The sequence below is a fragment of the Streptomyces sp. NPDC032161 genome (assembly GCF_040636995.1).
In the GTDB taxonomy this organism is placed as follows: Bacteria; Actinomycetota; Actinomycetes; order Streptomycetales; family Streptomycetaceae; genus Streptomyces.
Genome location: NZ_JBEZVN010000002.1, coordinates 601368 through 616372 on the forward strand (window position 1 = coordinate 601368; position 15005 = coordinate 616372).

General features: G+C 72.9%; 13 protein-coding genes. 8 read left to right on the forward strand and 5 right to left on the reverse strand.

From position 1 onward, the window contains the following. Positions 1-224 precede the first annotated feature (224 nt). Positions 225-2066, forward strand: a complete 1842-nt coding sequence (locus AB0E67_RS08440; protein WP_362022659.1) for an MFS transporter — start codon at positions 225-227, stop codon at positions 2064-2066. 421 nt (positions 2067-2487) lie between these two features. Here AB0E67_RS08440 and pepE read toward each other — a convergent pair whose 3' ends face one another. Both pepE and AB0E67_RS08450 read right to left on the reverse strand, forming a co-directional pair. Next, the gene (pepE, locus tag AB0E67_RS08445; protein WP_362022661.1) at positions 2488-3216 is read right to left on the reverse strand and encodes a dipeptidase PepE; all 729 of its coding nucleotides are present in this window, start codon (positions 3214-3216) and stop codon (positions 2488-2490) included. Between the two features lie 86 nt (positions 3217-3302). Beyond that, positions 3303-4136, reverse strand: coding sequence for an IclR family transcriptional regulator (locus tag AB0E67_RS08450; RefSeq protein WP_362022663.1), 834 nt, complete (start codon positions 4134-4136; stop codon positions 3303-3305). A gap of 214 nt (positions 4137-4350) precedes the next feature. Here AB0E67_RS08450 and AB0E67_RS08455 point away from each other — a divergent pair, with 214 nt between their 5' ends. The 7 genes from AB0E67_RS08455 to AB0E67_RS08485 all read left to right on the forward strand — a co-directional run bounded on the left by AB0E67_RS08455 (position 4351) and on the right by AB0E67_RS08485 (position 12185). Further along, the gene (locus tag AB0E67_RS08455; RefSeq protein WP_362022666.1) at positions 4351-5304 is read left to right on the forward strand and encodes a DUF1177 domain-containing protein; all 954 of its coding nucleotides are present in this window, start codon (positions 4351-4353) and stop codon (positions 5302-5304) included. Continuing rightward, entirely contained in the window at positions 5304-6734 is a 1431-nt protein-coding gene (locus AB0E67_RS08460) for a cytosine permease (RefSeq protein ID WP_362022669.1), read from the forward strand. Before AB0E67_RS08455 ends, AB0E67_RS08460 begins: the two co-directional genes overlap by 1 nt. A gap of 23 nt (positions 6735-6757) precedes the next feature. Beyond that, positions 6758-8086, forward strand: a complete 1329-nt coding sequence (locus AB0E67_RS08465) for a M20/M25/M40 family metallo-hydrolase (protein WP_362023577.1) — start codon at positions 6758-6760, stop codon at positions 8084-8086. A gap of 143 nt (positions 8087-8229) precedes the next feature. Next, a complete protein-coding gene (locus AB0E67_RS08470) occupies positions 8230-8886 on the forward strand; it encodes a class I SAM-dependent methyltransferase (RefSeq protein WP_362022672.1) in 657 nt (218 codons plus the stop codon). Between the two features lie 184 nt (positions 8887-9070). Then, positions 9071-9997, forward strand: a complete 927-nt coding sequence (locus tag AB0E67_RS08475; RefSeq protein WP_362022675.1) for an N-acetylmuramoyl-L-alanine amidase — start codon at positions 9071-9073, stop codon at positions 9995-9997. Positions 9998-10181: 184 nt separating this feature from the next. After that, positions 10182-11066, forward strand: a complete 885-nt coding sequence (locus AB0E67_RS08480) for a hypothetical protein (RefSeq protein ID WP_362022677.1) — start codon at positions 10182-10184, stop codon at positions 11064-11066. A gap of 111 nt (positions 11067-11177) precedes the next feature. Beyond that, entirely contained in the window at positions 11178-12185 is a 1008-nt protein-coding gene (locus AB0E67_RS08485; RefSeq protein WP_362022679.1) for an LLM class F420-dependent oxidoreductase, read from the forward strand. On the opposite strand, the gene AB0E67_RS08490 is transcribed toward AB0E67_RS08485, so the two are convergent. From AB0E67_RS08490 to AB0E67_RS08500, 3 genes are all read right to left on the reverse strand, one after another. Continuing rightward, positions 12178-12870 carry a VOC family protein gene (locus AB0E67_RS08490; RefSeq protein WP_362022681.1) on the reverse strand — a complete coding sequence of 231 codons (693 nt, stop codon included), beginning with the start codon at positions 12868-12870 and terminating at the stop codon, positions 12178-12180. The two genes, AB0E67_RS08485 and AB0E67_RS08490, sit on opposite strands and share 8 nt — an antisense overlap. Continuing rightward, positions 12867-13961, reverse strand: a complete 1095-nt coding sequence (locus AB0E67_RS08495) for a PHP domain-containing protein (RefSeq protein ID WP_362022684.1) — start codon at positions 13959-13961, stop codon at positions 12867-12869. Before AB0E67_RS08495 ends, AB0E67_RS08490 begins: the two co-directional genes overlap by 4 nt. A gap of 227 nt (positions 13962-14188) precedes the next feature. Beyond that, positions 14189-14968, reverse strand: a complete 780-nt coding sequence (locus AB0E67_RS08500) for a maleylpyruvate isomerase family mycothiol-dependent enzyme (RefSeq protein WP_362022687.1) — start codon at positions 14966-14968, stop codon at positions 14189-14191. Positions 14969-15005: the final 37 nt, after the last annotated feature.

The window sequence follows — 15005 nt, forward strand, 5'->3', positions numbered from 1 at the left end:
CTCGCGCCGCGCGACGGCGATCCGACGGCCGGACCACGCCCCACCGGCGCTCGCTTCGGGCCAAGTGCGCTGCCGTGCCCCGTTCGCGCCGCGTTCACCGGAATACCGGGCGTCCATGGCAAGTTGCACCGTGCACGTACGTGGCGGCCGGCGCCTTCCGCCGCCGCGCCCGGACGCCTGCCCTCGATCACCGCCCCCGACCATGCCGCCCGGAGGCCGCACGCATGCCGAAGACGTCCCACGGACAGCACCCCCGTACCGACACCGAGGAACTCCCCGATCCGCGGACGCGCGGCGCGAACGGCGGGGTCGTCCCCGTGCTCGCCTTCGCGGGCATCACCGTCGCCGTGATGCAGACCCTGCTCGTCCCCGTCATCAAGGACCTGCCCGCCTTCCTGCGCACCACCCCGTCCAACGCCACCTGGGTGATGACCGCGACCCTGCTCGCGGGGGCCGTGGCCACCCCGATCATGGGGCGGCTCGGCGATCTGTACGGCAAGCGCAAGATGCTGCTCGCCAGCCTCGCCGTGATGGTGACCGGCTCCCTGATATGCGGCTTCACCGACGCTCTCGTGGTGATGATCGTGGGGCGCGCGCTCCAGGGCTTCGCCATGGGGGTCATACCGCTGGGCATCGGCATCATGCGCGACGAACTGCCCCGTGAGCGGCTCGGGTCGGCGCTGGCACTGATGAGTTCCTCGATCGGGGTGGGCGGCGGACTCGCGCTGCCCGCCGCCGCGCTGATCGCCCAGCGCTTCGACTGGCACACCCTGTTCTTCGCCGCGGCCGGTCTCGGGGTGCTGGCGATGGTGCTCACCGTCCTGGCCGTACCGGAGACGACACTGCGCGCCCCCGGCCGGTTCGACCTGGTCGGCGCGCTCGGGCTCTCGGCCGGCCTGGTCTGTCTGCTGCTGCCGGTCACCAAGGGCAGCGACTGGGGCTGGACCTCGGGCACCACGCTCGGTCTGATCGGCTCCGCGCTGCTGGTCCTCGGGCTGTGGGGGCTCTTCGAACTGCGCATCGCGGCGCCCCTCGTCGATCTGCGGACCACCGCCCGGCGCGAGGTGCTGCTGACCAACCTCGCCTCGATCATGGTGGGGGTCGCCTTCTACGCGGTGTCGCTGGTCCTGCCGCAGCTGCTCCAGCTGCCGACGGCCACGGGCTACGGCCTCGGGCAGTCGCTCGTGGTCGCCGGGCTGTGCGTGGCACCGCTCGGCCTGACGATGATGTTCGTGACCCCGCTGTACGCCCGGCTGTCCGCCCGCCGCGGCCCCAAGGCGTCGCTGATGCTCGGGATGCTGGTCATCGGGGTCGGTTACGGGGCCGGGCTCGGGCTGATGGACGCCGCCTGGCAGACGGTGGTGATCACGGTGGTGATCGGGGCCGGCATCGGGCTCGCGTACTCCTCCCTGCCCGCACTGATCAACGGGGCCGTCGACCCGTCCGAGACGGGCGCGGCCAACGGCCTGAACAGCCTGATGCGGTCGATCGGTACGTCGGCGTCGAGCGCCGTGATCGGGATGGTCCTCGCGAACACCTCGGTACGGACGGGCGGGGTGGCGGTGCCGTCGATGGAAGGGTTCCGGACCTCGTTCCTGATCGCGGCGGGGGCGGTGGCGGCCGGGCTGGCGCTGGCCGCGTTCCTGCCGTCGCAGCGTGACGCGATGCGAGCGGTGCCGCCGGCCACGGCAGGTCCCGGCAGCGCGGACGACGCGGCGTCGGCCCCGGTCGCGGCGCCCACCGGGTCCCGTACCGTCGCGGGCTCGGCCGGATTCCGGGGCCGGGTGCTGGACGAGGACGGGGCCCCTGTGGCCCGCGCCAATGTCACCCTGATCGACCACCACGGGCATCAGGCCGGTCTCACCGTGACGGACGAGGACGGCCGCTACGCGCTGCCCGCCCCGTCCGGCGGCACCTACGTCCTGGCCGGCTCGGCCACCGGGTACGCGCCGCGCGCCCGCTCCGTCACCCGCCCTGGCAACGGGCTTCCGGTCGACGCCGACCTGGTGCTGGAGGCCAGGACCCCGCACGGGAGCCGCGCGGAGCTCGCGGGCCCCGGCGCCTGACCAACTCGCACCGGCCACCGGGCCGGACACGCGTTCCGCCCGCCCCGGCACACCGCGCCCCCGGCCCGGCACGTTCCCCGCCCGCCACCGGCCCATCGCGTTCCTCGCCGGGCGAAGGGGCCGGCAGACCCCTCGCCCGGCCGGGCCGGTCCGGCGCTTCCCGACCGGCCGGACGGCCCGGCCCGTCGGACCGCGCGGTACCCGCTCGGGGCCCGCTCAGGAAGCACTACGCGCACTGCGCAGCCTGTTGGTCGAGCAGGAGGACGTGTTCGTATCGGCCCTCCCCGCGCCCCGGGCACCCGCGCCCCGGCAGCGGGCGGGGCGCGGTCGCGGACCGCCGCCAGGCCGGGGCAGCCGACGCGCCGGGGTTGCCGACGGGCCGGAATCGTCGGCAGACCGGCGCCGTCGGCAGGCGCGGTCGTCAGCGCACCGGCGCGTCGAACCGCGGTGTCGTCGCGAGCAGATGGGAGACATCCGTCCCGGCGGGCAGCTCCTGCGGCTCCGCGCCGCGAGCGAACAGCCGGGCGGGACGGGCGCCCTGCACCCGGGCCTGACGCCCGTCGACCCGCAGCCACGAGCCCTCGCGCAGACCGAGCACCGGCACGTCGTTCTCCTCCAGGAACTCGGTGAGCCGCTCCTCGCGCGTCTCGCCCTTGTGGGTGCTCTCCGGGTCGGGGTCGAGGTAGTGCGGGTTGATCTGGAACGGGATCAGCCCGAGCGTCTCGAAGGACGGCGGCTCCACGATGGGCATGTCGTTGGTGGTGCGCAGGGTGGGCGCCGCCATGTTCGTACCGGCGCTGGCGCCCATGTACGGCAGCCCGTCGCGGACCGCCTCGGTCACGGCGTCCCGCAATCCGGTCCGGTACAGGGCGCTCAGCAGCCGGAAAGAGTTGCCGCCGCCGATGAACACGGCGTCGGACGCGCCGAGTTCGGCGACCGGGTCGGCGTTCTCGTGCACGCCGCGAACGGTGATGCCGGACGGCGCGAGGGCGTCGCGGACGCGCGCGGTGTACGCGGTGTAGTCGGCGAGCGCGTACGGCACGAAGGCCAGCCGGGCGCCGGAGGGCAGGAACGCGGTGACGGTGTCGAGGGCGTGTTCCAGGTAACCGCGGCCGTACTGCGTGGAGTTGGAGAGCAGGAGCAGATTCACAAGGGGTCCTCTCGGTTCTCTTCGGTGTTGTCCGGGCCTCGTACGGGTCACGGGCTCCCGGCCGCGCACGGGTCTCTTCCGGATCATCAGGCGGTACGCGGGCGCCGGGCGCGCGGCTTGGGGCGCTGCGGGGGCTGGGTGAGGCGCTTCTCCAGCAGCTGGGCGGCATGGCGCAGGGGTTCGAGCCGGTCCTCGGGCGCCCCTCGGAAGAGTTCCTCGGCGCCGCCGAGGCTGAGGCTCCCGTACGGTTCGCGCCCCAGGAAGACGGGCACGGCGACGGTCGCGATGCCGGTGTCGTACTCGCCGACCGTCCAGGCGTACCCCTGGGAGCGGATCTTGATGAACTCCTCCTCCAGCCGGTCCGGGTCGGTGACCGTCCGGTCGGTGAAGCGGGCCATGGGGCGGCCCCGGAACAGCCGGTGGCGCTGCTCGTCGGGCAGGTACGCGTAGTACGACTTGCTCGTCGCGCCGGCGTGCGCCGGGTAGAGCTCACCGACCAGCGGGTAGTAGCGCAGCGGTCCGGCCTCCCCCTCCTCGGCGGCGACGCACCGCATGTGGAAGCTGTCGGGCAGGCAGAACAGCACGGTGTCGCCGGTGACCCGGCGCAGCTCCTCCAGGACGGGCCCGGCCAGCAGCTCCAGTGATCCGGAACGCTCCCAGAGCCTGCCCAGCCGCAGTACGGCGGGGCCGATGCGGTAGCGGCGGGTGACGGGGTCGGAGACGAGGAAGCCGCGCCCGGCGAGGGTGGCGAGCAGCCGCTGGGCGACGGAGGTGTCCCAGCCGAACTCCGCGGCGACCTCCGTGACGCCCCAGTCGGGCCGGGTCCGTTCGAAGGCGAGCAGCACGAGGAGCGCCCGGTCGACGGTCTGCAGCGCCCCGGCGGGGGTGCGCCGGTCGAGATCGAAGTCCGCCATGGTCATCTCACCATTCAGACGTGAATTGCAAATAACGGGAAAGTGTTGCGTTCAACGCTATCCGATCCCGAATGTTGCCTCAGCACCCCGCCCCGTCTTCTTGCCCCCGCCGGGCGCGGGCCCGGGTGCCCGGACCGCACCCGCCGGTGTCCGGACGAGTGGGACCCGAATGCCCGGATGCGTGAAGCCCGGGTGTCCGGACGAGTGAGAAAGGCCCCCCATGTTGAAGTACGTGCTGGACATCGTCGATCTGCTGGACGATCCCCAGGTCGATGGCAAGGCGGTAGCCGGGTACCTCGACTCCGTCAGCGGGGCCGAGGGCGCGTCCGCGCAGGTCACCACGGTGACCGGCGAGCGCGGCTCGACGGACTTCGTGCTGGTCCGCATCCCGGGTGCGCGAGGGCGCGCGTCCGGCGGCGACGCCCGCACGCTGGGCGTGGTGGGCCGGCTCGGCGGCATCGGCGCCCGGCCCGAGGTGACCGGCATGGTCTCCGACGCCGACGGGGCGGTCGCCGCGCTGGCCACCGCCGCCAAGCTGCTGGACATGCGCCGCCGCGGCGACGTGCTGCCCGGCGACGTGGTCGTCGCCACCCACATCTGCCCGAACGCGCCGACCGAGCCGCACGACCCGGTGCCGTTCATGGGCTCGCCCGTGGACATCGCGACCATGAACCGCCACGAGGTGACCGAGGAGATGGAGGCCGTGCTCTCCATCGACACCACCAAGGGCAACCGCATCATCAACCACAAGGGCCTCGCCCTGTCACCCACCGTCAAGGAGGGCTGGGTGCTGAGGGTCAGCGAGTCGCTGGGCGAACTGCTGGCCGTGGTGACCGGTGAGCCGTTGGTCACGTATCCCGTGACCACGCAGGACATCACGCCGTACGGTAACGGTGCACACCACATCAATTCGATCCTTCAGCCCGCCACCGCGACGGCCGCCCCGGTCGTCGGCCTGGCCGTCACCTCGGCCGCCGCGGTGCCGGGCTGTGCCACGGGTGCGAGCCACGAGACGGACATCGCCTCCGCCGCCCGCTACGCCGTGGAGGTCGCCAAGTCCTACGGCGGCGGCCACCTGGACTTCCACGACGCGGTGGAGTTCGACAACCTCGTCAGCCGCTACGGGTCCCTGGCTCACCTCCAGACCCTCGGCCGTACCCCCCAGGAGTCCTGATGGCAGCCACCCCGAAGGCCGGTACCGCGACCCGCGCGGCGAGACACGGCGACACCCACGGCACGAGCGGCGCCCCCGAGGCGAAGAGCATCGGCAGCGACGACTACTCGCTCTCCCGCGTCCCGCGCGACAAGCGGTTCGGTTTCTGGTCGATGCTGCTCCAGTGGCTGGCCCAGTCCGGTTCGATCTCGCAGTTCACCCTCGGCGCCACCATCGGCGTCGGCATGACGTTCGGGGACGCCTTCCTCGCCTTCACGCTCGGGGCGGTGATCCTGGAGATCGTGATCTTCGCGATCGGGATGGCCGGGATGCGCGAGGGCCTGGCGACCCCGATGCTGACCCGCTGGGTGGGCTTCGGCCGCAACGGTTCCGCGCTGGTCAGCTTCGTCATCGCGGTCAGCCTGGTCGGCTGGTTCGGCGTCCAGAACACGATCTTCGGCAACAGCGTCTCGGCGCTGATCGGCGGACCGTCCTGGATGTGGTGCGCGCTGGCGGGCGCCGCCATCACCGCGCTGGTGATCTTCGGCTTCCGTTACATGGCCGTCTTCGCCAAGATCGTGACCCCGCTCTTCTTCGCGATGGTCGCCTGGTCGGTCGTCTCGACACTGAAGGACCACTCCATCGGCGATCTGATCGACTCCCCGGCCCCGGGCCAGACGATCCCGCTCGCCGTCGCCGCCACCGCCATCGCGGGCGGCTACATGACGGGCGCGATCGTGGCCCCGGAGATGACCCGCTACAACCGCAAGGGCTCGCACGTCTTCCTGCAGAGCGCCGCGTCGATGATCCTCTCCGAGTACATCGTCGGCATGACCGGTGTGCTCCTCGGCCACCTGGTCAAGAGCAGCGAGGTGTCGCACATCGTGCTCTCCACCTCCGGCGCCTTCGGCGTGATCGTCGTCCTGATGTCGACCGCGAAGATCAACGACTGGAACCTGTACGGCTCATCGCTCGGCGTCGTCAACTTCTTCCAGGTCGTCTTCGGCAAGCGGCTGCACCGCGGTGTCATCACGATCGTCCTGGGTGTCGCGGGCACCGTCCTGTCCGCCGTCGGGATCATGACGCACTTCACCGACTTCCTGTCCGTGCTCGGCGTCGCGATCCCGCCGATCGGCGGCATCATCGTGGCCGAGTACTGGGTCGTGAAGCGGATGCGCAAGCCGCTGGACGACACACGGGAGTCCGAGACCCTGCCGAAGACCTCGCCGACCTGGGTGCCGATGTCCCTCGCCATCTGGATCGCGGCGTTCTGCGTCGGCAAGTTCTACGACGGAGGCATCCCGGCCCTGAACTCGCTGGCCACCGCCTTCGTCCTGTACAGCGTCCTCGGCCTGCTGGGCTGGGTGAAGCCGTACGGCACCTCCACTCTGGACGACGCGGACGCCGACGCCCCGGCCGCCCGTGACACGACCCCGGTGGGAGCAGCATGACCACCAGCGACCGTGGGAGCGACATGACCACCCCCGACACCAGCACTCCGCTCGTCCCGGCATCCGATCTGTCCCAGGACGAGGTCGTCACCCTCTGCGCCGAGCTGATCCGGTTCGACACCTCGAACCCCACCAGCGACGAGCGCGCCTGCGCCGACTGGGTGGTGGGCCGCCTCGCCGAGGTGGGCATCGAATCCGAACTGGTCGAATCGGCCCCGGGCCGCGCCAACGTGATCGCCCGGATCGCGGGCGCCGACCCGGAGCGCGGCGCCCTGCTGGTCCACGGCCACCTGGACGTCGTACCCGCCGACGCCTCCGAGTGGCAGGTCCCGCCCTTCTCCGGCGAGATCCGCGACGGATACCTCTGGGGGCGCGGCGCGATCGACATGAAGGACACGGTGGCCGTCATGATCGCCACCGCCCGTCACTTCGCCCGCACCGGCACCCGGCCGTCCCGCGATCTGGTCCTCGCCTTCCTCGCCGACGAGGAGGCGGGCGGCAAGTTCGGCGCCCACTGGCTGGTCGAGCACCGCCCGGACCTGTTCGCCGGGGTCACCGAGGCGATCGGCGAGGGCGGGGGCTTCTCCTTCGCGATCGACGACACCCGCCGCCTCTACCCGATCGAGAACGCCCAGCGCGGCATGGCCTGGATGGAGCTCACCGCCAACGGCCGGGCCGGCCACGGCTCCTCCCCCAACGACGAGAACGCGGTCACCGACCTCGCCGAGTCGCTGGCCCGCATCGGCCGCGAGACCTTCCCGATCCGCCTGATCGAACCGGTCCGCGCCCTCCTCGAAGAGGCCGCCCGCCTCTACGGGGTCGAGTTCGACGAGGACGACATCGAGGGCAGCCTCGAACGACTGGGCCCGGTCTCCGACTTCATGCAGGTGGTGCTCCGCAACTCCGCGAACCCCACCATGTTCAACGCCGGTTACCAGACCAACGTCATCCCCGGAAAGGCGACGGCCCGGGTGGACGGCCGCTTCCTGCCCGGCCACGAGCAGGAGCTGATCGACACCATCGACCGGCTCCTCCTGCCCTCGGTCACCCGCGAGTGGGTCAACCACGACATCGCGATGGAGACGACGTTCGACGGCCCGCTGGTCGACGCCATGTGCGCGGCGGTACGCGCCGAGGACCCGGACGGCCACCCCGTCCCGTACTGCAACCCGGGCGGCACCGACGCCAAGGCGTTCACCCGCCTCGACATCCGCTGCTTCGGTTTCAAGGGCCTCAAGCTCCCGCACGACCTGGACTACGGCCGGCTCTTCCACGGCGTGGACGAGCGCGTCCCGCTGGAGGGCCTGCGCTTCGGCGTCCGCGTCATGACCCGACTCTGGCAGAGCTGCTGACCTCCCCGTCGCAGCACCGCCGGGATGCCCCGACCCGGGCTCACCCCTCGTACGCCCCCGCCCGCACTGCCGGCGGGGGCGTACGGCACGATGGGGCGCCGTCGAACGCGTAGCCGCATCACCGCGCCCACCAGGAGGAACCCGTGACCGCCGAGTCCGTCACCGAGCCGTCGCCGGAGATTCTCGCCGCCTTCCAGGCCGCCAAGGGCTTCATGCCGGTGGTGGAGGGGCTGGCGCTGTACCGGGCCGCCGTGGAGGGCGCCGCGCTGGGGCTGCCGCTTCTCGAAGTGGGGACGTACTGCGGCCGCTCCACCATCCTGCTCGCCGATGTCGCCCGCGCCGCCGGGGTGACGGCGCTGACCGTGGACCACCACCGGGGCAGCGAGGAGCAGCAGCCGGGCTGGGAGTACCACGACCCGACCGTGGTGGACCCGGAGGTGGGGCGGATGGACACCCTGCCGACGTTCCGCCGGACGCTGCACGCGGCGGGCCTGGAGGACCACGTCGTGGCCATGGTCGGACGGTCCCCGCAGGTGGCGGCCGTCTGGAACGGGGAGCTGGGCTTCGTCTTCATCGACGGCGGGCACACCGACGAGCACGCGAACGGCGACTACGAGGGCTGGGCGCCGCATGTCGCCGAGGGCGGGCTGCTGGTGATCCACGACGTGTTCCCGGACCCGGCGCACGGCGGGCAGGCCCCGTACCGGATCTATCTGCGGGCGCTGGAGTCCGGCGCGTTCACCGAGGTGTCGGTCACGGACTCGCTGCGGGTGCTGCGGCGCACGGGCCCGGGGATCTGAGCCCAACGTTCTGAGGCCGGGGACCCGGGCCGGGGACGGCGGCGGCAGCCGTCGACCGCGGTACGGGCAGCCCGCGCACAGGCCGGTGCGGGACCCGGGCGTCGGGCCCGGTACGCACGCGCGGGCGTCGGGCCCGGGTCGTGCACGACGGGCGGCCGGGGGCACCCCCCGATAGCATCGCGTGGTGCCGTACGACGAGAGCGTTCCCCCCACCCCGCGCCGCCGGCCCCCGCGTGCCGCCGCCGCGCTCGCCGCCGTTTCCCTGTGCCTGACCGCTGCCGGTTGCGGCGCGGACGCCGGGCCTTCCGGGCGCCCGGCCGATCCCCGGCCGGGCGGTGACGGCACCTCCGCCGCCGCACCCTCGGGCCCGGCACCGGACCGGACGTCCGCCGCCCCGTCCGGTTCGTCCCCGAAGGCCGCGGACCGCCCGGGGTCCGGGCCGCTGTCCGGGAAGACCGTCGTCATCGACCCCGGGCACAACCCCGACAACCGCCTGCACACCCAGGAGATCAACCGTCAGGTGGACGTCGGCACCGGGCACAAGGAGTGCGACACCACCGGCACGTCGACCGACACCGGTTACGCGGAGGCCCGGTTCACCCTGGACGTCTCGCGCCGGGTGCGCGATCTCCTGCGGGCGCAGGGGGCGAAGGTCGTGCTGACGCAGGACGGCGACCGCCCGTACGGGCCGTGCGTGGACGAGCGGGCCCGGATCGGCAACGCGGCGGGGGCCGACGCGGTCGTGTCGGTGCACGCGGACGGTTCCGCGGTCGGCAACCGGGGATTCCACGTGATCCTCCCCGGCCCGGTGCGTGCCGGAAAGGCGGACACCTCGAAGATCGTCGAACCGTCCCGCGACCTCGGCGCGCGGATCGCCGGTCTCTTCCTCCGCGCCACCGGAAGTGCGCCTTCCAATTACATCGGCGACAAAACCGGGTTGGACGTTCGTAAGGATCTGGGCGGACTGAATTTGTCGACCGTGCCCAAAGTGTTCATCGAATGCGGCAATATGCGTGACCCGAAGGACGCCGCCCTGCTCACCAGTGCGGGATGGCGTCAGAAGGCGGCGCAGGGCATCGCCGACGGCATCAGTGGCTACTTGAAGGGGTAGCAAGAGGACGTTCCGAGGCGAAACCGGGGGAAGTGCGTCACGGTTCCCTGCCGACGCACAACCCGGCCGGGCAGACGATAGATTCATCCGTACGATGGGGAGCCACCCCCGAGCTTCGCGCCGCGACCGCCCGCCGGCGGCGACGGCGACCACCCCGACGAGACGACCGACGAAGGACCTTCACGTGAATATGCGCTCCCTCACTAGAGGCGACGGCGTGGTGATCGGAGCAGCGGTGGTGCTGTTCATCGCCTCTTTCCTCCACCTCAGCAGTTACGAGTGCCCGCCGGGCATCAACTGCTCCAATTACTCGGCCCCGAACGCCTGGGACGCGCTCTCGCTGCTCATGAGCGTCTTCCTGGGCGGCATCATCGCGGCGGCGCTCGTCATCGTGGGCCGCACCATGCCGAGCCGCAAGGTGCTCGGCTTCGAACTCGGCCAGCTCGGTACCGCGTTCAGCGTATTCGTGCTGTGGACGGCGTTCTGGACGCTGATCGACTCCAGCAATGCGGGCGCCGGTCTGATCCTCGGTCTGCTGGGTGCGGTCCTGCTCGCGGTCGGCGCGGTCGGCACGCCGCTGATCCCCGCCCTCAAGGCGCCGCTGATGGGTGCGCCGAGCCCGACCCCGCAGGCCGTGCAGTCGCCGTACGGCGGCCAGCCGCAGGCCGCCGGCCAGGGGTACGGCTACCCCGGTGCCCAGCAGCAGCCGTACGGGGCTCAGCCGGGTCAGCAGCAGGCCTACGGCGCGCAGCCGCACGCCGGTCAGCCCCAGGCGGGCCAGTCGCAGGGCGGTCAGCCCCAGGCCGGTCAGGCGCACGCGCAGGCGGGGCAGTCCCAGGCGGGGCAGCCGCAGGGCGGTGCGCCGGCCGGTGACTTCGCGCCGTTCTGGTTCGCGGTGCCGGTGGCGCGTCCGCTGTACGGCGAGGACGGTTCGCCGTCGCCGATCGCCGAACTGGCGCCGGGCACCTGGTACCTCGCGGTCGAGCAGCGCGGTTCGGCGCTCGTCGCGCAGACCCAGGACGGCCGCCGCGGCGTGCTCCAGGACACCACGGGCATCCAGCGCGGCTGAACCCCCGTGCCGAGCGGTGGCCCCTCTCCCTTCCGGGCGGGGGGCCACTGTCGTACTCTCCGTCCCGCACCAGAGATCTGATACGGCGTCAGAGATATGGGAGGGGACGGGATGCGGCTCGGACTCGCGCTCGGCTACTGGGGCCGCGGCCCGGACCCCGGCCATCTGGAGCTCGCCCGGGAGGCGGAGCGGCTGGGGTACGCCTCGGTGTGGACGGCGGAGGCCTGGGGTTCCGACGCCTTCACCCCCCTGACCTGGATCGCCGCGCACACCTCCCGCATCCGGCTGGGCACCGCCGTCGCGCAGATGGCGGCGCGCACCCCGACCGCCACCGCCATGCAGGCGCTCACTCTCGACCATCTCTCCGGCGGCCGGATGATGCTGGGGCTGGGGCTGTCCGGACCGCAGGTGGTGGAGGGCTGGTACGGACGGCCCTTCCCCCGCAGCCCGTTGACCGCGACCCGCGAGTACGTCGACGTGATCCGGCAGGTCCTCGCCCGCGAGGCTCCCGTCGTGCTGGACGGGCGCTTCCACTCCCACCCGTACGGCGGCCCGGACGGCACCGGTCTGGGCAAGCCGCTGAAGTCCATCACCCACCCGCTGCGCGCCCGGCTCCCCGTACTGCTCGGGGCGGAGGGGCCGAAGAACATCGCGCAGACCACCCGGATCGCCGACGGCTGGCTGCCGTTGTACTGGTCGCCGCTGCGTCCCGAGGTGTACGAGGCGGCGCTCACCGACCTGCCCGAGGGGTTCATGATCGCGCCGATGGCCCGCGCGCGGGTCTGCGACGACATCGCCGAGGGGCTGTTGCCGGTGAAGGCGATGCTCGGCTTCTACATCGGCGGAATGGGGCACGCGGCCCGCAACTTCCACGCCGATCTGATGGCGAGGATGGGGTTCGAGGAGGAGGCCCGGCACGTCCAGCGGCTCTTTCTCGAAGGACGCAGGGAGGAGGCGGTGCTGGCCGTGCCGGACGCGTTCGCCGACGAGATCTCGCTGGTCGGCCCGCGGGAGCGCATCGCGCAGCGGCTGGAGCTGTGGCGTGCGGGGCCGGTGACCGACCTGCTGGTGACGGCACCGGACCCGCACACACTGCGGGTGCTCGCGGATCTCAACTGACGTTCCCGGGCGGCCGGTCCGGGTCCCTGGGCCAGGAGGCGGCGGGCTCGGCCGGTACGGGGACCCGGCGCGCGCCGCGCGCGGGCCCCGGGCGCTCCGGATCCGTGGGCCAGGCACCGGGACTGTCCGTCGCTACGGCCCCCACGGGTGGTGCGAGTGGTGCGGGCCGGGAGCGCGGCCGGGCCGTGGTGCGCTCCCAGGGCTGCGGGTCCGGGTACGTCACGAGCTCCAGGGTGCTCCCCCAGGGGGTGCGCAGATACGCGAACCGGTTGCGCTCCCCCGCCTCCGGGCCGGGCAGCGGCTGGGGCGGGGCGAGAAGGGTGGCTCCGGCGGCGACGCAGTCCCGTACGGCCGCGTCCAGGTCGTCCGCGTACAACGACACGTGCTGCCAGCCGAAGTCGCAGGGCCGCACCGGGGGTTCGCGGCGCGGGCCCTGGAACTCGAACAGCTCGATGCCCGGGCCCTCACCGGGGAGGGCCAGCATCCTGACCGCCAGCTGCTGGGTGCCCGCCGGGACACCGAGCCGCCGCTCGACGTCCGGCCCGCCCCGTGGTCCCTCGTGGCGGCGCAGGGTGTCGTACCGCACCACGGCTCCGAACGCCCTGGTCAGGAAGAGGGTGGCGGTCTCCAGGTCGGGGACCGTGACCCCGATGTGGTCGATGCCTCGCACGCTCGTGCTCGTCATGGCTTCACCGTCCCTGTCCGGGCGCCGCGCACCGCGCCGCCCGTCCCGTCGCTCCCGGCGCGGATGCCCTCCGGGAGGGTGCCGTCGCGCGACCAGGCCAGCAGTTCCCCGACCGGCCAGGTGGTGACGACGCGGTCCGCCGGGACACCGCACTCCTCGGCGCGGGCACAGCCGTGGATCTGCCAGTCCAGCTGGCCGGGCGCGTGCGCGTCGGTGTCGACGGCGAACAGGACACCGGCGTCGACGGCGCGGCGCAGCAGGCGGCGCGGCGGGTCGAGCCGCTCGGGCCTGCTGTTGATCTCCACGGCCGTTCCCGCCTCCGCGCACGCGGCGAAGACCCGGTCCGCGTCGAACCGCGACTCCGGACGGCCGCGGCCGGTGAGCAGGCGGCCGGTGCAGTGGCCGAGGATGTTCGCGTGCGGGTGGCGGACGGCGGCGATCAGGCGCCTGGTCATCGGCTCGGCGTCCATCCGCAGCTGGGAGTGCGCGGAGACCACCACGACGTCCAGTCGTTCCAGCAGTTCGTCGTCCTGGTCGAGGGAGCCGTCGGGGAGGATGTCGCACTCGATGCCGGTGAGCAGCCGGAACGGCGCCCACCGGGCGTTCAGCTCGGCGATCTCGTCCAGCTGTCTGCGCAGCCGCTGCGGGGAGAGGCCGTTCGCGACGGTCAGCCGGGGCGAGTGGTCGGTGAGGACCGCCCACTCGTGACCCAGTTCCGCGGCCGTGCGGCCCATCTCCTCGATGGGGCTGCCGCCGTCCGACCAGTCGGAGTGCAGATGGCAGTCGCCGCGCTGGAGGGCCAGCAGATCGGTGCCGCCCTCGGGGCGCGGCCCGGCGGCGGCCGACTCCTCCAGCCGCGCCAGGTAGCCGGGCACGTTCCCGGCCAGCGCCTCGCGGATCACCTCGGCGGTCCTCGGCCCGATGCCCCTGACCGACTCCAGCGAGCCGTCCTCGGCACGCCGTGCCGCCTCCCCGTCCGCCATGCCGGACACCACCGCGGCGGCCGTGCGGAACGCCTGTACGCGGTAGGTGTCGGCGCCGCCGCGTTCGAGCAGGAAGGCGATCCGTTTCAGGGCGCGGACAGGCTCCATCGGCACCTCCACAGGGCCGCCGGGCACGAGGCTCCGGGCGCCGCGGCACCCGGCACCGCGGGCTGTCCCTTCCAGCTTGGCCCAGCGCGGCCCCGCCCGCACAGCAGCGGACGGGGCCGCGCCCCCGCGCCCGTGCCTCGGACCCGTACCCGGGGCGGCCTCCGCCCCGTGGACCGTCGCGGCATCGGCCCGCCGGGCCCCGGGGGCCGCTCCGGCATGTCCGGGGCTCAGCCGAACGTGGTGCGCTCCAGCCAGAAGTCCAGCAGCTCGGCGTCCCCCAGCACCTCGACCCGGTCGCTGTCGGCCGGGAGGCGTCGGTTGAAGACCAGCATCACGTCGGTGAGCGGGCCGCGCAGCGAGACGGACGCCTTCTCGTGGGCGCGCCGCCAGGCGAAGCCGTCCTCACCGAACTCGATCAGCCACTCGGCGTCCGGGGCGTCCGTGGCGTGCAGATGGATCGAACGCCCGGGACCGGCCAGTTCCAGGGCTTCCTTCTTGTATCCCGTGGAACGTACGAAGGCGATGATCTCCAGCCACTCGTCGATCGTGTCGGCGGCGAGTTCGGGGGCCACCGCGTAGTCGGCCCCTGCGGCGAGCGCCGCGTCGGCCTGGTGGACGATGGTCTCGTGCGCCATGCGGCGCGCCCAGAAGCCCGTGCTCGGCTCCCACGCCCAGGACCACACCTCCTGGTCCGGTCCGGCCGCCCGCAGCGCCTCGACGGTCTTCGCCGCGCCCTCCGCCAGCCAGGCGTCGAGGGCGGCGGGGTCGTCGCCCTCGGGCGAGGACCCCGGCACGCCTTCCGGCGGGAGCGCCTCGGTGGCCCGGGTGCGTACGATCTCGCCGACCCAGCGATGGGCGCCGCCCACGTGCACGGCGAGGTCGCGCAGGTTCCAGTCGGGGCAGGTCGGCACGGTCGCGGAGAGGTCCGCGCCGCGAAGCACGGACCTCAGCGCGTCGGTGCGGCTGATGATCTCGTCACAGTAGAGGTCGTGCGAAAGTGATCCCATGCCCCGACCCTAACGAATGGGCCGAGCCAACCAGGAG